The organism is Nostoc sp. TCL240-02 (assembly GCF_013343235.1).
In the GTDB taxonomy this organism is placed as follows: Bacteria; Cyanobacteriota; Cyanobacteriia; order Cyanobacteriales; family Nostocaceae; genus Nostoc.
This window is the reverse complement of the sequence record NZ_CP040094.1, coordinates 5,297,017-5,318,812: the sequence shown is the minus strand read 5'-3', so window position 1 is coordinate 5,318,812 and position 21,796 is coordinate 5,297,017. Positions and strand designations below refer to the sequence as shown.

The following is a 21,796-nucleotide window of genomic DNA, read 5'->3' as shown; positions in this document are numbered from 1 at the left end:
TCTATTGATCGTTCATCAAAACCAGAAAGAGATAATTACCATGAAAAATGATAAATCCTCTCCTATTCGCCTGTTAATCGTTGACGATCAGAGCCTCATTCGTCAGGGACTGAAAGCAATGCTAGAACAGGAACCTGATTTGGAAGTGGTCGGTGATGCTGAGAATGGTAAAGTTGCTCTAGAGCTTGTTGCAGAACTTCAGCCCGATGTGGTGCTAATGGATATTCGGATGCCCGAAATGGATGGACGAACTGCAACAAAACTGATTATGCAAAGCTTTCCTAATATCAAAGTTCTCGTCTTGAGTACATTTGATGATGATTCTTATTTAACAGGGGCAATGCGTGCAGGTGCAAAAGGATATTTGCTTAAAGATATGCCTTCAAGTGAGCTAGCAGATGCAATTCGCTTTGGGCATTCTGGCTATACTCAATTTGGACCGGGGTTATTTGATAAATTATTAGTTACGGAAGTAGCTTCAGCTTCAGCTAGCCAAAATTCCGCTTCATCAAAGCCATCGGAAATTACCGCACGAGAACAAGAGGTTTTATGTTTGATCGGTGTTGGTGCAACGAACCGCGAAATTGCCCAACAACTTTATATTACCGAAGGAACGGTAAAAACTCATGTGACGAGTATTTTAAACCGCCTCAATCTCAAAAATCGATCGCAACTGGCAATCTATGCAAATTCTGTTCTCAATCAAGAAAAGAAACTATCCGGGAACCTACCCGAATAAACCGGAGAACGATAGAACAATTCTTATATAAAATATTTCAACAAGGGGCTTTTGCCCCTTGTTTGTTAATATTCATTATTTAATCTTATAAAATAAGTAATCAGCCGTATATTTTACGCTAATTTCTCTGTTTTCAGATGATTTATCACACCCTTGAACAGGGGCTTTTCCACCAACTGTGTTAATCCGTTGAACCCAATTGACTTGGCGGAAGAGACCATTTCCTTCATGAGATTGCGCTTCTACTAATAGCCAGGGAATGGCATCATCTTGTGGTGCATTTACCTTAGATTTCAATTTACCTAAAACTTTGCTACCGTCTTTGGCTTCCCAGGTTGGGCCTGCATAATGTTTGCCCAAATCTTGCCCTTGCTCATTCAGCAACACGGCATCGGGAGCCTTAAGCGTCCACTCATACTGCTCAGGAGATTCTGATTTCGGTTTGCAGATATAGATTTGTGAACCCTTGGCAGATGCTTTTAGAAGAAGTTGCTCACCATTTGGGACTTTTATAGTATCAGGGATTGGAGCTACATCCGCTATGCGTTGGGCAGGCTCCATAGTTCCGGCGATCGCAGTTTTTACAGAAATACCCCATCCATTCAACATCAGCAGTGAAAAAACGAGGCTGCAATTTATCTGAATAATTTTACAAAAAGTAGATGACATAATGCTTTCTCCTTCATTTGTCCTTTTAGGGAACTCCAAAAAATAAATTATCCAATTTCTGAACTTCACTACGACTTTCCCTCCCCCTGCTTCCCCTGCCCCCTGCTCCCTGTCTCCTGCCCTTAAAGCTTTTGTCGCGCCATCAGTTGGGCAAACAGTCCTGGTTGATTGGCGAGTTGATCAAAACTGCCTTCTTGGACTACGCGACCATTCTCGAATACATAGATGCGGTCGGCGTTGCGAATGGTACTCAGACGGTGAGCGATCGCAATTCGTGTCACCTTCAAACGCTCTAAACTTTGACTGACAATCGCTTGAGTGCGATTATCTAAGGCACTGGTGGCTTCATCAAATAACAAGATTTTGGGTTTTAATACTAGCGATCGGGCAATCAATAATCGTTGCCGTTGTCCTCCAGAAATATTAGTTCCTCCTTCACTAATTACCGTGTGCATTCCCATTGGCATCGATTCGACATCTTCGGCAAAGCCAGCCATCCGCGCCGCTTCCCACGCTTCATCCATCGAGATCATTGCTCCACTGGCGATATTCTCAAAGATAGAGGCAGATGTCAATCGGCTATTTTGCATCACAACTCCTAGTTGCCGACGCACTGCATGAATATCCAACCCGGTTAAATCTTGTCCGTCGTAATAAATCGTGCCAGATTCCGGGACATCAAACCCCAGTAATAATCGGAACAGGGTTGATTTTCCACTCCCCGAAGCTCCGACAAAAGCGATAAATTCCCCAGGTTCAGCATGGATGCTAACATCATCCAATGTCAAAGGCCCGTCATCTCGATACCGGAAAATTACATGATCCACAACCACTCGCCCAGAAAGCCGACCTGGATCAGTTTTTTCCGAGTCAACTTCTGGTTTGGATTCGAGAATCGGCTGCGCTCGTTCCCACAAAGGAACCACTTGCAAAACATCTATAATTGTGCTGCTGAGACTGGTAGCTCCACCGATAAATGTGCCAAATGCCGCATTAAATGCTAAAAATACACCTGTAGATAAACCACCTTCTGGGGAATTGGCTTGCTGAAGTAAACTGCTGGCGAACCAGAAAAGGATTGCTGTAGTCAATACAGGCAAGATTTTATTAATCACAGCCAGAGCATCTTCAATGCCTTGGGTACTCAGCATCCATTTGATTTGCTGACTATACTGTTTTCCCCAAAAAGCAAAGGCGCGGGCTTCTGCGCCTGCAACTCGCAATTTGCTAACGCCGTTGATTAACTGCACCATTACCCCTGAGAGTTGCCCTTGTAACTCTAGTAAGGGACGAACCTTCCGCAGAGTGTAAATTCCTGAAACCAGAGTAATAGTAATGTTGACAAAAGCAACAAGAGTGGCAATTAATGCTAGTGAACCGTTGTAGTAAAAAAGCAGTCCTAAATTCAAAAACGCAAACAAACTGGTGAAAATACTTCTAAGAACCGTGCTACTGAGCTTTTGGCGGATTTGGCTAATGGCGCTTACCCGTGAATTCAAGTCTCCAGTTGAGTACTGACGGAAGAATGATGCTTTTAGATTCAATAACCGATCCCAGACTGCTGCTTGGGTGGAAGCATCGGCAAAGGTTTCCACGCGCATGATTGCAAAGCCTTGGGCAAGTTGAAACAAGGTGCTACCAAATGCAGTTGCTAGCAGCGCTAAGGCAATTTGCACCAATAAACCGCGATTGGCATCAGGAATGGCACTGTCAATCAAGATGGCCATAGCTTGAGGGACAATCATTCCTAATAAACTCGTTGCCATACCCGCAGCCAAGACAATCAACAATTCCTTGTAGTGTCCTTGGAGAGCAAATTTCAGTAAATCGATGGTGGTGAGGACTTTATCAGGTAATGGGCGATAGAAGGTATACCCGGTGAGCGCCAGTTTAATTGCACTTTTAGCATTAACCGGAGTGCGCGATCGCTTAATTGGATCAAAAATTTCATAGCGGGTATCAGATACAGGTAACAGCGCCACAGGATTGTTATCTTCTAGCGTGTAAGCCAACATCGCACCGCAATCCTTCTTCCACCATTGACCCTGCAAAGTGATCGTTCTGGTTCGCAAACGAGAAGCACGAGCGATCGCTTGTAGCGGATCTTGAACTCGTTTTAGGTCTTCAGACTTGGCTGGTGGTCGAATCGTCACACCCAAAGTCCGACCCACAGCACCCGCAGCGATCAGCAAAGCTTGGTCAAAATCATTGGCTTCAATTTGAGCAGAAGCGGCACTTTGCGGAGATTGCAGCAACGAGGCTAACTCGCCCAGCGTCTCCTTCATTACATGATCGTTGAGGTGTTGCCGTTCTTGAAATCGGTTTAATTCTACCGCTTTTTCCTGCTGTTCCAGAAGAAAAAGGCTCTGAAGAAAGTAGACTTGAATTTGGAAAATCCCCCTCAACAGAGTATTCCCATCCTCAATTTCAGACGTAGTTAGGATTTCTAGCTCGGTTGTATCTTCAGCTTGAAACCACATATCTGCACTCAACGGCACCAATCCTGATTGAGGCATGACTAACAGTTGCTCAAACCCCATCCAAACTGCGTAACCACGCTGAATTTGTACCCAGGATACAAGTTCTCGCTGTGGTTGGAAAATCTGACCACTGCTGAGTGAGAAATAGCGAACCCCTTCTTCTTGAAACGGCAGTCCAGGTGGAGTAATAGAAGACAGCGCCAATCCTAGTTGTTCAATCCACCCCTCGATTAAAGTTACGGCTTCGCCATTGCGATCGGTAATAAATTCCCGAAAATCTTTCCTTGAAACTTTCATAAGTTCCGTTTCTTCAATCGACACCGCCAGCAGTTGATACGGTATCGGCTGAGAATCACTAATGATGCCAAACATTGCCTGTCTAGTTCGGGTAGTAAATAAATAGCGGCGACTTCCCTCAGCAATTCCCTCTTTCACCGGAATCGCAAACACAGCTAATGAACCCGATTTTACGATCCAAATCGTCTTCGGGTCATTGAGAATAATTGGCTCATTGCCTTTGAAGTGATAGTACTCTCCCGGCAGAGTGGCACTGCGAATCTGATCTAACATATCTATTCCTGCTCCCTAAAATTAATATAAAATCGAATAATTTTTGACATTTAACGTGTATATTTCTTCTTGCTTCATCCGAGATTAGGATAAAATTTCAGACAAACATTAATCAACACCAACTCTCTAAAATCAAACAACAGATTTAACTCTGACCTTTCCGCAATTTTTAATTTTTAATTTTTAATTTTTAATTCTAATCACTCCTCCTGAGCCGCTTCCCCTTCACTGCGAATTAATTGCAAATACTTACCTTCAACCTGCTGCAATTCCTCATGGCTACCCCGTTGCACCACCTTGCCGCGATCGAAGACAATAATTTCGTCACAATCGCGAATTGTGCTTAACCGATGCGCCACAATTACACAAGTACAGCCACGCTCCCGGAGTCTCTGATCGATCGTTTTTTCTGCCTCAGCATCTAGCGCACTGGTAGCTTCATCCATCACCAAAATCGCTGGATTATTCACTAAAGTGCGGGCAATTTCTAATCTTTGTCGCTGTCCACCGCTCAAATTAGATGCCCCTTCTGCAAGGTCAGCGTTGTAACCTCCAGGCATGGAAAGCACAACATCCTGAATAGCAGCATCTTTACAAGCGCGAACCAGGTTACTAAAAGGCACAGTCGAATCCCAAAGCGTGAGATTGTCGCGCACAGTACCTGCAAAAAGCGAGATATCTTGCTCAACTAGGGCAATTGAATTAGTGAGAATCGATCGCGGAATATGTTTTCTGGGTTTACCATCAAATAAAATCTCTCCTGCCCACTGTTCGTATAATCCACACACCAGCTTGGCAACGGTTGACTTACCCGAACCACTGCCACCAACTAAAGCAACACGTTGACCGGGTTTAAGTGAAAGACTGAAATTTTCGATTAAGGGAGGTGCAGAGCGGTTATAGCCAAAGGTGATATTACGGAGTTCAACATAACCCTGAAGCCGAACGTTTGCGGCAGGTAGTTGAGTTGGCGATATACTAAAGTCTCGCTCTACGGCAGGGTCGATCGGATTGCGTAACACATCATCTAACCGACCCAAATTGCCTTCCATTTCCTGGAGTTCACCCGCTAAACTCACCAGATTATTTACAGGCTCTAAAAATCTTTGCATCAAGGCTTGAAAGGCAATGAGCATCCCAATACTGAGTACGCCATCCATTACCCGTAGCCCTCCCACCGCTAGCAAAAGCATGGATGTAATGGAGGTGAGAAATGACGGCAACACACCCAGGTTTTGATTAGTCGTATCCATTTCTTGGCGGGCATTAATTGCCTTAGCGTAATAACCTGCCCACCGCGAAAAGAATTCTGACTCTAGCCCGGATGCTTTGAGCGTTTCCATACTTTGCAGTCCAGAAATCGCTACGCCATTGACCTTGCCTTGTTCTTGCATTAATCGCAAGTTGGCATCAACGCGCTGCCGTGAAACCCATCGCCACACGCTGACATTCACGATTACAAAGGCAATGCCGATCGCAGTCAGAACGACATCATATTGCAACATGACTGCGGCATAAAAGATAACGGTGAAGGCTGAGATTACTGTCGTCGCTAATCTTCCTGAAAGCAGGTTTGCCAAGCTATCGTTGAGGCGGACACGGCTACTAATTTCTCCAGCAAATCGTTGATCGTAAAAACTCACTGGTAGCCGTAGAATATGCCACAAAAATCGGCTAGACATCCCCACCGCTAGCTTAATTTTCATGCGTCGCAGAAATTGCAACTGAAGCAATGTTAAAAAACCATTCAATATGGCTGTGAGGATCATCCCTAAAATTAATGGTCGCAACCAATCACTTCTGCCTTCAATCAAGACATTATCAACAAAGGCTTGGGAGAACGCAGGGATGGCTAATCCGGGAATCACTAACAGCAAGCCGGCGATCACACAATAAATCAACGCTCCCAGAGAACTCTGCAATCGATCCCATAAGGATAATGTCAGGCTCGGTTTCCGTCCTCCTGGCTGGAATTCTGCACTCGGTTCACCAACTAGTACTACCCCGGTAAAAGACTGATCGAATTCTGGGAGTGAAACTGTGCGCGGCCCAGTGGCAGGATCGTTAAGATAAACTTTGTCTTTGCCAAATCCTTCGACTATTAGAAAATGGTTGAAATTCCAAAAGACAATATAAGGACATTGCAGTTTGCGTAACCCAGCCAAATCGACCTTAAAGCCTTTTGCCTGTAATCCGTAGCTACGAGCCGCATTGAGAATATTAGATGCTTTACTGCCATCTCGTGAAACACCACAAGCTTGACGGAGTTCTGCAAGGGGGACAATGCGATCGTAATAGCCTAAAATAATCCCCAGTGCGGCTGCACCGCATTCTACTGCCTCCATTTGTAAGAGGGTGGGAGTCCGACGACGGCGATCGGGACGGCTAATGAGCCGTTGAATTTTTTTAAATCGTAGCCCAATTTGTGATTGAATTTGCCGCATAATCAATACATTCCACTCCACGATCGCAGAATCGGAAACACAAAGGAAATCGGGGATTGTTCATCCACTTTCACACGGACTGAGGTAGTGGTTCCCGGTGTAATTTGGCTATTTGGCCCTTTAGAGGATGACCACCGAAAATGGCTTTTAGTCGAGGGATCTGGCTCAAGTTCCGCAAAAACTTGAATTTGTGCGCCTTCTGTGGTTAACCCTTGTAAAACTTCTAGACCACCGACAACACTTGATGCGCTTTCCTTACTAACCGGAAATGCAGAAATACTTGTGACTTTCCCGATAATACCACCAAAGCGTTCTCGTTTAACGGTCGAAGGAGTGACTTGCAACTCCATACCTTTTTGAATCTTTTTGCCTTCGCTGACCGGGAAGAATGCCACTCCAACTAACTTATTCCCAGAGTCTCTAGCTTCGATTGTGCCAATGCGAGCGCCCTTTTCCAGGGTTTGTCCAGGAACAGCAGAAAGTTCTAGAATTCGTCCATTGAAATTGCTAGTAACCTGACTGTTTGCTTTGATTTCTGATTTTAATTCTGCGATCGCTCGCTGGGTGTCTTGAATTTCTTTTCTGCGATTAGTAGAAATAGCTAAATCTTGTTCTGCTTGTCCAGCAAACTTACTATCTAGTACTGCTAACTGTGCTTGCAGTTCTTTTGTTGAATTGATATTTGCTAAAAATTCTCGTTCTGCATCAGCTTCTTTAACATTGAGTTGTTTCAGTTGCGATTCGATTTCATTGATTTTGGTTTTACTATTGAGAAATTCCTGTTGTGCCTGAAGAACGGTATCACTCGAAACTGCTCCTTCTTCGCGTAACTTTTGGCGAATGTCAAATCGTTCTTTGAACGTGGGCATCAAATCTCGCGTTGTCTGCAACTGTTCCTGTAAGTTCTGACGCTCTTGCCGAATCGACTCCAGACCTTTACTTCTGAGAATTGGCGTTAGTGATTGGGTTGTTTTGAGAGTTTGCAGGAGTGCTTGACGTTGTTGCCCAATCGCCCCCTTATCTAAAACCGTTCGCTGAAGTTGCAGAGAATTGGCATTTTGGTCTTGTTCCTGAAGTTGAGCAAGCTTGACTCGTGCAAGTTTCAACTTATCTTGAAGTTCAGTTTGGTCAATTGTCGCTAGTACCTGTCCTTTCTTCACCTCATCGCCTGTACGAACAAAAAGCATGAGAATCTGCCCGGAACTAGGAGACTGGAATCCAACGACTTTGCTAGGAAAAACCACTACGCCTTGTCCAGCTACGGTAATGGGAATGCGACCAAAAACACTCCAAACAAGTCCAACGGCAATTAGAGATCCCATCGCAGTTAACGGAATCCACTTCTTTGGTTGAACCACCTGCATGAGTTGATCGAGCCGCTCCGGGGAGGATAAACGATCGAGTGCTTCTTTGCGGAATAGATTGCTTTTGTTGGTCGTTACCATACTGACTCCATTCAATTTGTATATTAGGGACTGGGGACTGGGGATTAGTGACTGGGGGCTGGGGACCGGGGACTGGGGATTGGAGATTAGGGACTGGGGACTGGGGACTGGGAATTGAATACTTTAAATTAAGAGCTAAAGACAACAGAGATAGAGATTAGAAATAGAGATAAAGAGTAAATTTTTTCTAATACCCAATCCCCAATCCCCAGTCCCCAGTACCCAATCCCCAGTTCAATTACCGCGAATCTGCTTCAGCATCCAATCAAATCGAGTCCCCGCCAGTGTCACTTGAGCCAAAAAGCTAGAACTCAGTTCATCTTCATAAGTCAAGCGTTCATCTAAAGATTTACCTGAGCTATAATTAATCCTGCCGTAACCCAGACTATTGATGATTCCTTGCTGTTTATCTGCTAACAAAATCGCTAAGACTCGATAAAATCGGGCAGCAAAACCCACATCGTGTAACAATTTGGCAGAAAGCCGCCATCTGGGAATCGATAACACAGTCGCATCCTCAACCGCCCGAATTGTCATCGCAGGTGGACTGGCTTCGACAAAGGGCGTTTCGCCAACTATGTCACCCCGTGATAATTGAGCAAACTCCCGTTCGATATGATCTGTCTGTTCTAAAGTTGAAAAGGCGCGGGTGAGAGGATTGCTTGTATCTTCAGCAATGGAAGCCACCATCTTGCCATCTAATAAAATATAGAGAGCGTCAACGGGTCTTCCGGCTTGAAACAACACCGTTCCCGCAGGAAGTCTCATGGCATTACCTGCAACAATCATCCAACCAATATCGCTATCATTTAATTCTGCAAATGTAAATAAGATTTCTCGAATTTGGGGCTGAAAAAGCACGACTGTGCTTTGGCCAATTTGACCGATCATCTGCTCTAATCGGTGAGAAAGTAGAACTGCGATCGCTCGATAAAAATGGGCTGCAAACGTCACATCTTCTTGCAATTTTTGAATCAACTGCTGCTGAGGAATCATCAACACCAGGGACTTTCTAGCGGCTTTGACTGTAGTTGAAGATTGGTAGGAGGCTAAAAAAGGCATTTCTCCTACAACTTCACCATTTGCCAGCAACGCAACCTCTCGTCCAGATAGTTCACCACCTTCAAGGGCTGCAAATGCCCGACCAATGGGATTATCGTCAGCCTGAGCGACAGAAACGCTTAATGCGCCATCAAGCAAAATATAGAGAGCATCAACAGGTGTTCCCTGGCGGATGAGGATCGTACCAGCAGTAATTTCTTCTCTTTGACCCGTTGCCAAGATCCAGTCAATATCGCTATTTGTCAGTTCCTTAAGTAGAACTTCTGTCATAATTTAACTTCCTTGTGTTCTGCTAACGGGAGAGAAATGGAGAGGGGTAATTCGTAATTCGTAATTTAATTTATGGTTCAGATATAGGGAAGCCTTAACTTAGACTTTCCGCAATTTTGAATTTTGAATTGTTTAACTCCCCATTGCGCGATTGAACTAGGTTGATGAGTTGCTACAGGTTTTTAGCATCAATCACCGCGACCTTCATTCGGCTCAACGCTTATTGGTTTATTGTCATTCCAAGAAGGAAACTTTATATTCTCAAGCTTTTTTGCGATCGCTTCAGCTACATTGCTATATGGATTGTCAGTAGGATAATCGCCTGGATAATGCTCACCTACGGCAATACCACCCGAAATATTTGCGAGTTCTTGAGCCGATAGCTCTTGTGATTCATTTTGCTTTTTGTTTTCCATTGCCATTTTTTTCCTTGTCATTTCATTTATTAATAAATTGGCTTAATTTTATGAAAGTGAAATTATTAATCACACAAGAATAATTTCAGAAAGCAGTTGAGCAAAACTTGTCCAACTGCAATTGATTGATTTGAGAAACTCCGTTTATGTAGAACCTTCGATCGCAGATATATCTCCAAACAACTCACCAAGAGCCTTTATATCCTCTGTTGTCGCGTCGGTGATAGAGAGGTGGAACACAGAAGAGTCTGTTGTCTCTGTATGAAAAGCCGACCGTTTTGAGTGAAACCCTCGTCCTCGTGATGTTTGTTGGCTAAATCCCCTTGTTGATCTGTGAGATCGTATAGATGTAAACTGTAAATTGAAACCACCAGCTACATCGTCTAACTCTTCATCTGATAGTTCGATCGCTTCATCATTCGGAGTAATTTCGTCACCTGACATAGAAGCTCCTTGACCCCACATGTTAAAGTTAAATAAGGCGGAGGGAATTAACCGACTGGCTGCTAGGCTTATGGTTAACAACCCCTCCTGCTCCCGAAATTCGTCAAACTGAGAAATCCAGCTCAAGCTTCAGGGCTAGAAATACCGGCTTCCTTAAACTCTCTAAGGTCTTGCTCAGAGAAAACGCTTACTTGAAAGGTAACGCTCTTAATGCCGCCTTCTTTAGGAATTTCCACAAACCCAAACTGAGCATCTATGGCATTTGCGTTTGTTCCAAAGACATCGCTAGTTGCGCCACCGGCAATATAATCAAGTTCTTGATTGGATAGTTCCAGCATTTCATTAGGCTGCACATTTTCCATGATCGTTGTTGTTCTCCTTGTGGTGTTGATTATGAGCCTAGAAAATTACTAGGAATTCCGCTAGGGAATTCTTCTCCAGTGAATTTGATTTCATGCAAATCTTGTTGAGATATAGTAGTTTCCTGACTGTTGAAGGATGCAATGCCGCCATCAGCACCGATAATCACTGCACTACTTTGCTTATCTGAAAAGTTGAAGTTGTGAGCATCGACAAAGCTAAAAGCACCACCAGCAACGTTGTCCAATTCTTCAGCAGATAATTCTACGGGCTTAATGTTATCAGACATGATGTTTTCTCCTTAATTTATGATGTGTATTGTTTATCAAGCAGAACGCTTTATTAAGTTCTAGTTAGTAACTTTCAAGAGTGGAAGGAAAGAAACCAGTTGCTTTGATTTCGTGCAAACTTTGATGAGATACAGTAGTTTGTTGAGCGGTAGAAGATCCAATCCCGCCATGAGGACCAAGAACGGTTTCACCAATTTGTTGATCCAATGCGTTGTAGTTGTCAGCATCGACAAAGCTAAAAGCACCACCAGCAACGTTGTCTAATTCTTCAGCAGATAATTCTACGGGTTTAATGTTGTCAGACATGATGTTTTCTCCTTAATGTGTAATATGTAATGTGTATGGTTGATCAAGCAATCTGCTTTATTGAGTCCTGCCCTGTGTAATTAGTTACTAACTTTCAAGAGTGGTAGGAAACAAGCCAGTTGCTTTGATTTCGTGCAAACTTTGATGAGATACAGTAGTTTGTTGAGCAGTGGAAGAGCCAATCCCACCATGAGGACCAAGAACGGTTTCACCAATTTGTTGATCCAATGCGTTGTAGTTGTCAGCATCGACGAAGCTAAAAGCACCACCAGCAACGTTGTCTAATTCTTCAGCAGATAATTCTACGGGCTTAATGTTGTCAGACATGATGTTTTCTCCTTAATGTGTATGATGTGTGTTGTATTAAGTAGAACGCTTTATTGAGTTCTACCCTGTGTAATTAGTTACTACTTTTCAAGAGTGGTAGGAAACAAGCCAGTTGCTTTGATTTCGTGCAAACTTTGATGAGATACAGTAGTTTGTTGAGCAGTGGAAGAGCCAATCCCACCATGAGGACCAAGAACGGTTTCACCAATTTGTTGATCCAATGCGTTGTAGTTGTCAGCATCGACGAAGCTAAAAGCACCACCAGCAACGTTGTCTAATTCTTCAGCAGATAATTCTACGGGCTTAATGTTGTCAGACATGATGTTTTCTCCTTAATGTGTATGATGTGTGTTGTATTAAGTAGAACGCTTTATTGAGTTCTACCCTGTGTAATTAGTTACTACTTTTCAAGAGTGGTAGGAAAGAAACCAGTTGCTTTGATTTCGTGCAAACTTTGATGAGATACAGTAGTTTGTTGAGCAGTGGAAGAGCCAATCCCACCATGAGGACCAAGAACGGTTTCACCAATTTGTTGATCCAATGCGTTGTAGTTGTCAGCATCGACGAAGCTAAAAGCACCACCAGCAACGTTGTCTAATTCTTCAGCAGATAATTCTACGGGCTTAATGTTGTCAGACATGATGTTTTCTCCTTAATGTGTATGATGTGTGTTGTATTAAGTAGAACGCTTTATTGAGTTCTACCCTGTGTAATTAGTTACTACTTTTCAAGAGTGGTAGGAAAGAAACCAGTTGCTTTGATTTCGTGCAAACTTTGATGAGATACAGTAGTTTGTTGAGCAGTGGAAGAGCCAATCCCACCATGAGGACCAAGAACGGTTTCACCAATTTGTTGATCCAATGCGTTGTAGTTGTCAGCATCGACGAAGCTAAAAGCACCACCAGCAACGTTGTCTAATTCTTCAGCAGATAATTCTACGGGCTTAATGTTGTCAGACATGATGTTTTCTCCTTAATGTGTATGATGTGTGTTGTATTAAGTAGAACGCTTTATTGAGTTCTACCCTGTGTAATTAGTTACTACTTTTCAAGAGTGGTAGGAAACAAGCCAGTTGCTTTGATTTCGTGCAAACTTTGATGAGATACAGTAGTTTGTTGAGCAGTGGAAGAGCCAATCCCACCATGAGGACCAAGAACGGTTTCACCAATTTGTTGATCCAATGCGTTGTAGTTGTCAGCATCGACGAAGCTAAAAGCACCACCAGCAACGTTGTCTAATTCTTCAGCAGATAATTCTACGGGCTTAATGTTGTCAGACATGATGTTTTCTCCTTAATGTGTATGATGTGTGTTGTATTAAGTAGAACGCTTTATTGAGTTCTACCCTGTGTAATTAGTTACTACTTTTCAAGAGTGGTAGGAAAGAAACCAGTTGCTTTGATTTCGTGCAAACTTTGATGAGATACAGTAGTTTGTTGAGCAGTGGAAGAGCCAATCCCACCATGAGGACCAAGAACGGTTTCACCAATTTGTTGATCCAATGCGTTGTAGTTGTCAGCATCGACGAAGCTAAAAGCACCACCAGCAACGTTGTCTAATTCTTCAGCAGATAATTCTACGGGCTTAATGTTGTCAGACATGATGTTTTCTCCTTAATGTGTATGATGTGTGTTGTATCAAGTAGAACGCTTTATTGAGTTCTACCCTGTGTAATTAGTTACTAACTTTCAAGAGTGGTAGGAAAGAAACCAGTTGCTTTGATTTCGTGCAAACTTTGATGAGATACGGCAGTTTGCTGAGTGTTCAAAGAACTAATACCGCCATTAGGGCCGATAACAGTTGCACCAGCTTGTTGATCAATTGCGTTGTAGTTGTCAGCATCGACGAAGCTAAAAGCACCACCAGCAACGTTGTCTAATTCTTCAGCAGATAATTCTACGGGCTTAATGTTGTCAGACATGATGTTTTCTCCTTAATGTGTAATGTGTGTTGTATCAAGCAGAAAGAGTGATTTGCTGGTTAGTCGCTTACCGCTTCCCTCGCTTGATGTCTCTAGAATACGAAATCAACTTAGTTATGTACATCTGAAAAACGTCTAGGATTTTACCTAAGCGAAGTAAGTAGATGTGGTCTAACTTTCGCTATATAGTAGTGGGCAATAGGTAAGACTTTCGTCATAGGCTAACCAAGCTAGTTACTACAAAAGTCATGGATTTGCTTTCAGATGTGGCATTTCACTGCAATATCGTAGTATGACTAAACGTAGAAGCATGAATGCAAAACTAGGATTGATCCTAATAAATGAAAGTATTCTACATCCATCACTAACTCAACTAAATTAAGAAATTATAGTTATCCGTCTCTAGCAATGTTGTAAATAAAAACTCAAACAACAATGTTTAATAGATTCAAATTAGCAACTAAATTTACTTTACTTTTATTGCTGGTGTTCATCGGTGCGATCGCAGTTAGTGGTTTTGCTTTATCTCATGCACTTGAGCAAAAAGCAGAAGCCGAAATCGGTTATCGCAGCCAAGTTATTGCAGAAACGATGAACTCAGTCAGAAATTACACTAACACGCGTATCAACCCTCTTCTGACACCGATGATGGGCACTCAATCAACATTTATCCCTGAAAGTGTTCCCAGCTTTGCGGCAAGGGAAGTGTTTGAAAATCTTCGGAAAAACGAAGAATTTAAAGATTTTTTATACAAAGATGCCAACCTAAATCCGACTAACTTACGAGATAAAGCAGATGTATTTGAAATGGAACTTATCGAACAGTTTCGCAATGATCCAGGGTTGAAAAACATATCCGGTTTTCGTGACTCTTATGACGAGAAAATGTTTTATAACGCTCGTCCATTTTCCATTAATAATCCAACGTGTCTACGCTGTCATAGCACTCCTGAAGTTGCTCCCAAAAGTCAGATTGCTAGTTATGGTTCAGAAAATGGCTTTGGGTGGAAACTCAATGAAATTTTAGGCACACAAATTATTTATATTCCTGCCAAGCAAGTCTTTGAAGATGCTCATCGTGCTTTTGTTCTATTCATTAGCTTATTTATTACGATCTTTGCCATTATGATTTTGCTCATTAATTATTTGTTAAAGCGAAATGTACTACAACCGCTTAAACCAATGGCTCAACTTGCTCAGAAAATTAGTATGAATGAAATTAGTGTCGAAGAGGCACAAGAGTACGATCGTGAAAAGCTAACATCGATTGTGCAACGTCATGATGAATTAGGACAATTAGGACGAGTTTTTCAACGCATGGTGCATGAAATTTCTGCCCGTGAACAACAGTTCAAACAACAGTTACATACACTGCGTATAGAAGTTGATGAAGCTAAACGTGCGCGTGAAGTTGCGGAAATTGCTGAATCAAAAACTTTTCTAAAATTGCAGGAGGAGGCAAAAGCAATCAGAAATAAACGGAATACTCCAAATTAATAATTAAGAATTACGAATTAAAAATTAGTATTGAGGATTTATTATGTCTGAAATTATTTCTATTCACTCATTCCGAGGCGGAACTGGTAAGTCAAACGTCACGAGTAATCTTGCTGCCCTAATCGCTCGTTCTGGAAAGCGAGTCGGGATAGTTGATACAGATATCCAATCTCCTGGAATCCACGTTCTATTTGGTCTTGAACAAGAGCGAATCCGCTACACCTTAAACGATTATCTCTGGGGTCGTTGTCAAATTGAAGAAGCCGTTTATGACGTTAGCGCAATTCTCAAACAAAAACAAACATTTTTTGGTCGCCAGGGAAGTGTTCATCTAATTCCTTCCAGCATTAAGATGAGTGACATTTCTCGAATCTTGCGCGAGGGCTATGACGCACGTCGCCTGAATGATGGTTTACATAATCTAGTTCGTCGTTTAAAACTTGACTATCTGTTGATTGATACTCATCCTGGCATTAACGAAGAAACATTGCTATCTATTATTCTTTCTGATGTCTTGGTGCTGATTCTTCGTCCAGATAAACAGGATTATCAGGGTACAGCAGTAGCGATAGATGTTGCTCGTAAGTTAGAAGTACCTAAAATGCTAATAGTGATCAACAAAGCTCTGCCATCTTTAGATTTCAAAGAGTTAGGAAAACGAGTGGAGAATACTTACAAAACCCCTGTGGCTGGAATACTCCCTGTTTGTGAAGAGATGTTTGAATTAGGTAGTGGTGGAATCTTTTGTTTGCGGTATCCAGATCATTCATGGACTCAAAAAATTAGTGCGATCGCTAAACAAATCACTGGTTCTGGAGCCAGATTGTTTGCCAAATAAGCTCCAGACAGAGGGTTCTACCTTGGCCTATTAGGTGGATCTCCTCCACCCAAATTGTTTGCTCCTAAGCCGAAGTGTCCTGTCTCAAACCACTTAGACTTGAGCAGCGACCACCAATCATTTGTCAACCCTTCTAATACGTAGTCATAAGGAAGCCAACCATAGCCCCCTTCACCCCAATCGGTTCCCCAAGAGTTTCTGATTAGCAATGCTCCTTGCGATCGTCTACTTCCATCAGCGTTTTCTATTATTTTATGGTCGTCGTAGCCAACTGCAACAACGGCATGACCTCCTTTTACCTTATCGTTTTTAACTGGGTATGGAATATGACCACTTGGGTTTAAATCCTCAATTGAGTAATACATAGTAAACCCAAAGGCGCAGGGAAAACCAGCAGCTAAAGCTGTTTTAATTCGGAATAACAGTATATCTTCTGTAGTGCCCAAAGGATTGAGACGGAAGTATTTCAGCGTTTGATAACTTTGACCAAAAGAATAACAAAAAGGGGTTGGTTCCTCATCAAAGTTGTCTTCTGTATATGGCCAGTACTCTTCTGGAGGCACGCCAAATAATGCCATTGCCTTCATAGTTTCCCGAAGAGATGCCCCTGCATCACCTTGACGATGCATAAGATTGCGTGTTGCTTTGTAAAGAAAGAGTCGAGAAGCATCGACATATCTATCAAAACTTCTTTTCTCAAAGTACTCCATTAAAGCAACACCAGCGTGTGCTGTACATGAATCCAATGACCCTTGGTCTTCAACTGGGGAACACCAAAAGCTTAAATCTACAAATTCTGGCATTAATAGATATACGATCTTACCATCTATTCCTTCTTTTTGTTTTGGTATAATACATTTCTGTAAATTACCTTGTACCAAAAGTTGTAAATCACTTTGAAACTCCAGGTTTTTCTGCAACTCATTTTGTTCATCTTGGAGTTCTGGTAGTATTTGGATAATTGTTCTAAGATTTTTATGTTTATTTTTTGAGTTTTCTTCGTCCTGATCTGGAGGATTATAATTTTTTAAACTTACCTCTAAATTTTTGAGAGATTTAAATATATTATCTATCTTATTAAAAGAGGTTGTTATTCTATCCTTGATATCCTTGTGTTCACTTGTTTCTTTAATATTCTTCAGGGATAGTTTTAAATTTAAAATTGTTGAAAGAGCTATATATAAAGACAGTGGATTAAAATCCCAGTCTTTAAATAAGTTTTTTTCGTTTTCCTCTGGCGAGAAAGTACTAGATTTTCCCAAAAAATCTTGCTGAAAAGATTTTTTGTTTACAGTATAGCTATTAGACTTGGTAAAAGAGATTTGGGTGTACCTCATTCGCCTAGAAAGTTCTATATTATCTTTACGAATACAGTTAACGTATTCCGATTTATTGAAGTATTGATCTAGCTTTTCTAAGCCATCTCGTACAGCTTTTTCAAGATTTCTATGTTGAGCTAAAGGAGAAATTAGTTGAGCAACTAATTTAACCATCATATCAATTGATCGCTTCAGTACACGCTGGTGTTGACTAATATCAGATTTATCACTATCTGTGACTACTTGAAACCCTTTTTCGCTAACAAAATCTTCAGCCTTAAATTCAAAAATTTCAAAAACTCTTAAAATGATTTCATAAAGGCTTATGTGTATTGATGAGGATGCAGGTAAAACTAACTGCTGTTGTTTTTTTAGCAAAACTAGGTAATTTAATACTTCCAAGGTTTTTGGCGAATCAACTAGACCATCTACCACTAGTCCATATTTAGCTTGAAATGATTCGATTGCTATCTTTGTTTGTAATCCGCAATATCCTGTTACTTGTCCATCAAATTCCCCTAATTCACGTAAAAGTTGCTGTAGTTTTTTAACTTGCTCATCTCCGTAAGCTTTTTTCTGTTGGTTGTTATAGTTTTGAGCTAGAGAATCTAGAGCTTTGTTTGTATTATCGTCAACTATCCCATCAACTTCTAAATTATATTGTGAACAATTCTGTTTTTGGAATTCTTGAACTGCATCTTGTGTTAGATAATCAAAGAATCCTTGAATTGCCCCGTTATTTTCTCCTAAATTATTGAGATAACCTAGTCTATTCAGTTTTATTTGAATTTTTTTAATTTCTTCATCAAACATTCCCAGCTTTTTGACTTCATCTGGATAATTTGTTTCTATTTTTATATTTTCTAGAATCTCTAAAACTTGATTTAAAGTATAGAGTGTAATTTTATCCACAACACTATCAACCTTGTCATCTGATGCAAGTGAAAAAATCTTTTTGAATAGTTTTACTGCCTCATTCGTATTTTTACCAAAATAACCATATTCTATATAATCTAATTCTTCAAAAGCTTTTTTTAAATTTTTTATCTCCTCTATACAAATTTCGAATTTATTCTCGTAACTACTCAACTTCAGCAACTTCCGTTGAAGATTATAGACTTCCTTACCTGCACAACCAGGTGCTAAAAATATTTGTTCTTTAATAGCTTTAGCATTGATTAGTTTAAAACCTTTACTTATCTTTTGTCCAAAGTTTTTAAACTTTTCATCAAGTGTATTTTTGATAGGTTCTTCTACTTTTAGTCCATTTTTAATTGAATTTAATAACTCAAATAATTCTTCTATACTACTTTGTGAATCATCATCATTTATCTGGACATCTTGAACTGTGATCGTTAACTTCTGATCTATTTCGTCCATGCGGTAGTCTCGAAAATCGGGGTAGTCTGGTACCCAGCCTGTTGATTTTTTAGCCACGGTGATTTCCTCTCAGATTGATGCTGTTATTGTTATCTATCGTTATGATTCTTTTTATGCAAAAAAGTATTTAAGGTTTATTACTTTTCTTGAAGCATTAGATCAGCTGAAATAATAGTGAAAATTGGCTAACTCAATATTTAGCCTGAGTTTTAACTCCATCACAAAGATCGCTTTGACCTTGAGAATTATTGGCTAGATAATCATGCAGCCAATCGCACCCACGCCCCATCAAATTATCTAGAGTGAGGTTTTCCACATTCCACAAAATAGCTGTACCATCTTTACTGCCAGAAACGAGAGTCTTACCATCTGGGCTGAAACTGATTCCATTCACCTCACCACCATGACCGGTCAGAGTAATAATCAAAGTTCCGTCTTTGTGCCAAAGTTTCACTGTTTTATCATCACTAGCAGTGGCTATCATCTGACCATCAGGGCTAAAAGTTACTTGCCAAATTGCAGCAAGATGCCCATCCAGACTGCCGATCGCACGACCGTCAATCTGCCAAAGTTTTACTCTATCATCTGCACCAGCACTGGCAAGGGCCTGACTATCAGGGCTAAAGCTGACGCTGTAAACAGCAGCGTTATGGTTTAAAGTTCTAAGTAACTGACCTTGCTGATTCCAGAGTTTTACTGTTTTGTCTTCACTACTAGTAGCGATTATCTTGCCGTCTCGACTAAAACTGACGCTATAGACAGCTGCGTTATGGTTTAAAGTTTTAAGCAACTGACCCTGCTGATTCCAAAGTTTCACCGTTTTGTCATCACTGGAGGTGGCAATTATCTTGCTGTCTGGACTGAAACTCACACTCTGGATGCGATCGCTATGCTTTAATAAAATATTCAGTAACTGACCTTGGCGATTCCACAGTCTCACCACCCCTTCGTTAGAACTGACAGCAGCAATTATCTGACCATCGGGGCTAAAATTCACATCCCAGATTTTGGAGTTACTGATCTTCTTCAGCGATTTAATCTGCTTACCCTGCTGATTCCAGAGTTTCACTGTTCCGTCATCACTGGCGGTAGCGATCTCTTTACCATCGGGTGAGAAGTTGACGCGATTGACACCAGCCTGATGTCCAGAGAGAATTGTCTGCCAAGGGCGATCAATTTGCCATAGTTTTACCGTCTTATCTTGACTAGCAGATGCAAGGGTACGGCCATCGGGGCTGAAAGTAACTTGATTGACTCCACCACTGTGTCCTGTGAAGGTAGTAAGTTCCTGGCCATTTCTCTGCCATAGTGTCACGCTGTTATCATTATTAGCCGTGGCAAGGGTATGACCATCGGGACTGAAACTGACGCTGTAGATGGGACTACTCTGTGGTTCTGATCTCTTAAGACTTGAAAGAAATTTACCATCAGGATTCCAAAGTTTCACTGTTCCACTTAAACTAGCAGAGGCAAGAGTATCGTCAGAACTAAAACTTACACTAGTGACTGTACTATCTTGTTTTTCCAGGGTCTTAAGTTGCTTACCGTCTTTGTTCCACAGTTTTACAGTGCGGTCATAACTGGCAGAGGCAAGGATTTGATCGTCGTGGCTGAAACTCAAACTATAGATTGTGCCTGTATGCCCCTTGAGCATATTAAGTTCTTGACCCTGTACGTTCCAAAGTCTCACTATGCCGTCCTCATCACCAGAGGCAAGAATCTTACCATCATGACTGAAACTTACAACCCGAATTGCAGTATTCAGCTTTTTAAAGGTTTTAAGTTCGTTGCCGTCTTTTTTCCAAAGTTTCACTGTTCCGTCATAACTGGCAGAAGCAAGAATTTGACTATCGGGGCTGAAACTTACGCTGAGGACTTGATCTGGATGTCCTTTTAAAGTATTCAGCAAACGACCCTGTTTGTCCCAAAGTTTTACGGTGTTGTCTCCACTAGCGGTAGCGATCGCTTCTCCGTCGGGGCTGAAACTAACGCTTTGGATATAATTGCTGTGTCCCTGGAGGCGATCGCGTTCTCTTACCCAGTAAACCGCCTGTCCCAGTACCTTCATCACCTCTTGCTGTTCTTTAATTGGAATGTCGGCTTTGGCTTTATCTAATTCTTTGAGTTTCTTCCCGGCTTTTAAACCTTCTATGAAAGCATCAAGAATGTTGACTTGGACTTTATCTAGTTCTTTAAGTTTCTTCCCGGCTTTTAAACCTTCTATCAAGGCATCAATTGTATTTCTATTCGAGGTAAAACGTGCATCTGACGCAGAAATTAAAGCTCGGAGTTCCGATTTTTGTGCTTCTATCCGTTGGTTAATGGCCTCCTTCCACCCAATTGCTGCAACAATAGCTAATCCTGTTGAAATTACCAACCCTGAAGTCAAAGCAATAAATCTTGTTCTGTGACGTACCCTTTGGGCTTTGCGACTTTCGCCAATGTACTCTTGTTGGAGTGGTGTGATCAAAGGTTCTTTACCTGCCCCTTTAGTGAACCATTGCTCTACTTCTTCTAATTCACTACCTTCTAGCAAGTAACTATTGTTGCGTTTTTTCTGATCCCACTCCAAGGCTCGCATGATTAAGCGGGTATGCTGTTTAACATGAGCTAGGTCAGTATCTAGGGCTTTGAGTAATGATTGCAAGGCTTCCTCAAAATCATTACTTTCCTCAAAGAAAATATAGTTAATTTTGGCTAATTCGGGATGAACACCCTCAGTATACTGCCATACAATTGGCACTAAACGTTTATTGTGCTTGCGGGCGTGTTCAATCTCTTCACGGCAGACTTTAGAAACGACTGAATTTGGACTAATAATAAAGATAAAATTATCAGTGCTTTCAATTCCTTCATAAATTTCTTTCCGCCAATCTGCCGTGGACGGAATTCCCTCCCAGTCCACCCATATATCTCGCTTTTGTTGCTTGAGTGCTTCATAAAGCCTTTTGACGAACTCTTTATCTTTGCGGGAGTAGGAAATAAAAGCCTCTGCCATATAAATTTCTATAAATACTTAA

22 protein-coding genes are annotated in these 21,796 nt (G+C 41.5%); 3 read left to right on the top strand and 19 right to left on the bottom strand.

The genetic code is table 11. The features are described 5' to 3' along the window. The first annotated feature begins 40 nt into the window (after window positions 1-40). Entirely contained in the window at window positions 41-739 is a 699-nt protein-coding gene (locus FBB35_RS22770; RefSeq protein WP_174711533.1) for a response regulator transcription factor, read from the top strand. A 75-nt stretch (window positions 740-814) separates the two neighbouring features. Here FBB35_RS22770 and FBB35_RS22765 read toward each other — a convergent pair whose 3' ends face one another. From FBB35_RS22765 to FBB35_RS22685, 17 genes are all read right to left on the bottom strand, one after another. Then, entirely contained in the window at window positions 815-1,408 is a 594-nt protein-coding gene (locus tag FBB35_RS22765; RefSeq protein WP_174711532.1) for a DUF3455 domain-containing protein, read from the bottom strand. Window positions 1,409-1,530: 122 nt separating this feature from the next. Beyond that, window positions 1,531-4,458 (bottom strand): NHLP bacteriocin export ABC transporter permease/ATPase subunit, encoded by a 2,928-nt coding sequence (locus tag FBB35_RS22760; protein ID WP_174711531.1) that lies wholly within the window; start codon window positions 4,456-4,458, stop codon window positions 1,531-1,533. A 200-nt stretch (window positions 4,459-4,658) separates the two neighbouring features. Next, window positions 4,659-6,902 (bottom strand): NHLP family bacteriocin export ABC transporter peptidase/permease/ATPase subunit, encoded by a 2,244-nt coding sequence (locus FBB35_RS22755; RefSeq protein WP_174711530.1) that lies wholly within the window; start codon window positions 6,900-6,902, stop codon window positions 4,659-4,661. A 2-nt stretch (window positions 6,903-6,904) separates the two neighbouring features. Further along, a complete protein-coding gene (locus FBB35_RS22750; protein ID WP_174711529.1) occupies window positions 6,905-8,347 on the bottom strand; it encodes an NHLP bacteriocin system secretion protein in 1,443 nt (480 codons plus the stop codon). A 234-nt stretch (window positions 8,348-8,581) separates the two neighbouring features. After that, window positions 8,582-9,679 carry a cyclic nucleotide-binding domain-containing protein gene (locus FBB35_RS22745; RefSeq protein WP_174711528.1) on the bottom strand — a complete coding sequence of 366 codons (1,098 nt, stop codon included), beginning with the start codon at window positions 9,677-9,679 and terminating at the stop codon, window positions 8,582-8,584. A 188-nt stretch (window positions 9,680-9,867) separates the two neighbouring features. Then, the gene (locus tag FBB35_RS22740) at window positions 9,868-10,095 is read right to left on the bottom strand and encodes a bacteriocin (protein WP_174711527.1); all 228 of its coding nucleotides are present in this window, start codon (window positions 10,093-10,095) and stop codon (window positions 9,868-9,870) included. A gap of 144 nt (window positions 10,096-10,239) precedes the next feature. Next, window positions 10,240-10,665, bottom strand: coding sequence for a hypothetical protein (locus tag FBB35_RS22735; RefSeq protein WP_174711526.1), 426 nt, complete (start codon window positions 10,663-10,665; stop codon window positions 10,240-10,242). After that, window positions 10,662-10,901 (bottom strand): hypothetical protein, encoded by a 240-nt coding sequence (locus tag FBB35_RS22730; RefSeq protein WP_174711525.1) that lies wholly within the window; start codon window positions 10,899-10,901, stop codon window positions 10,662-10,664. The genes FBB35_RS22735 and FBB35_RS22730 overlap by 4 nt, the downstream gene beginning before the upstream one ends. A 29-nt stretch (window positions 10,902-10,930) precedes the next feature. Then, complete coding sequence (locus FBB35_RS22725; protein ID WP_174711524.1) at window positions 10,931-11,188, bottom strand: CTB family bacteriocin; 258 nt, start codon at window positions 11,186-11,188, stop codon at window positions 10,931-10,933. A 64-nt stretch (window positions 11,189-11,252) separates the two neighbouring features. Continuing rightward, a complete protein-coding gene (locus tag FBB35_RS22720) occupies window positions 11,253-11,495 on the bottom strand; it encodes a CTB family bacteriocin (protein ID WP_174711523.1) in 243 nt (80 codons plus the stop codon). 87 nt (window positions 11,496-11,582) lie between these two features. Next, window positions 11,583-11,822 (bottom strand): CTB family bacteriocin, encoded by a 240-nt coding sequence (locus FBB35_RS22715; protein ID WP_174711522.1) that lies wholly within the window; start codon window positions 11,820-11,822, stop codon window positions 11,583-11,585. 80 nt (window positions 11,823-11,902) lie between these two features. Continuing rightward, entirely contained in the window at window positions 11,903-12,142 is a 240-nt protein-coding gene (locus FBB35_RS22710) for a CTB family bacteriocin (protein ID WP_174711521.1), read from the bottom strand. Between the two features lie 80 nt (window positions 12,143-12,222). Continuing rightward, window positions 12,223-12,462 (bottom strand): CTB family bacteriocin, encoded by a 240-nt coding sequence (locus FBB35_RS22705; protein WP_174711520.1) that lies wholly within the window; start codon window positions 12,460-12,462, stop codon window positions 12,223-12,225. An 80-nt stretch (window positions 12,463-12,542) separates the two neighbouring features. Further along, window positions 12,543-12,782, bottom strand: coding sequence for a CTB family bacteriocin (locus FBB35_RS22700; RefSeq protein WP_174711520.1), 240 nt, complete (start codon window positions 12,780-12,782; stop codon window positions 12,543-12,545). 80 nt (window positions 12,783-12,862) lie between these two features. Continuing rightward, window positions 12,863-13,102, bottom strand: a complete 240-nt coding sequence (locus FBB35_RS22695) for a CTB family bacteriocin (RefSeq protein WP_174711521.1) — start codon at window positions 13,100-13,102, stop codon at window positions 12,863-12,865. Between the two features lie 80 nt (window positions 13,103-13,182). Continuing rightward, window positions 13,183-13,422: a CTB family bacteriocin gene (locus tag FBB35_RS22690; protein ID WP_174711520.1), complete on the bottom strand. Its 240-nt coding sequence runs from the start codon at window positions 13,420-13,422 to the stop codon at window positions 13,183-13,185. An 80-nt stretch (window positions 13,423-13,502) separates the two neighbouring features. Beyond that, the gene (locus FBB35_RS22685; protein WP_174711519.1) at window positions 13,503-13,742 is read right to left on the bottom strand and encodes a CTB family bacteriocin; all 240 of its coding nucleotides are present in this window, start codon (window positions 13,740-13,742) and stop codon (window positions 13,503-13,505) included. Window positions 13,743-14,177: 435 nt separating this feature from the next. On the opposite strand from FBB35_RS22685, the gene FBB35_RS22680 reads away from it, so the two are divergent. Together FBB35_RS22680 and FBB35_RS22675 are read left to right on the top strand one after the other, a co-directional pair. After that, complete coding sequence (locus FBB35_RS22680) at window positions 14,178-15,239, top strand: DUF3365 domain-containing protein (protein WP_174711518.1); 1,062 nt, start codon at window positions 14,178-14,180, stop codon at window positions 15,237-15,239. Between the two features lie 43 nt (window positions 15,240-15,282). Further along, window positions 15,283-16,077 carry a MinD/ParA family protein gene (locus FBB35_RS22675; protein WP_174711517.1) on the top strand — a complete coding sequence of 265 codons (795 nt, stop codon included), beginning with the start codon at window positions 15,283-15,285 and terminating at the stop codon, window positions 16,075-16,077. Window positions 16,078-16,094: 17 nt separating this feature from the next. Here FBB35_RS22675 and FBB35_RS22670 read toward each other — a convergent pair whose 3' ends face one another. Both FBB35_RS22670 and FBB35_RS22665 read right to left on the bottom strand, forming a co-directional pair. Then, the gene (locus FBB35_RS22670) at window positions 16,095-18,833 is read right to left on the bottom strand and encodes a peptidoglycan-binding protein (protein ID WP_174711516.1); all 2,739 of its coding nucleotides are present in this window, start codon (window positions 18,831-18,833) and stop codon (window positions 16,095-16,097) included. A 133-nt stretch (window positions 18,834-18,966) separates the two neighbouring features. Beyond that, window positions 18,967-21,774 (bottom strand): TIR domain-containing protein, encoded by a 2,808-nt coding sequence (locus FBB35_RS22665; protein ID WP_174711515.1) that lies wholly within the window; start codon window positions 21,772-21,774, stop codon window positions 18,967-18,969. Between the last annotated feature and the right edge of the window lie 22 nt (window positions 21,775-21,796).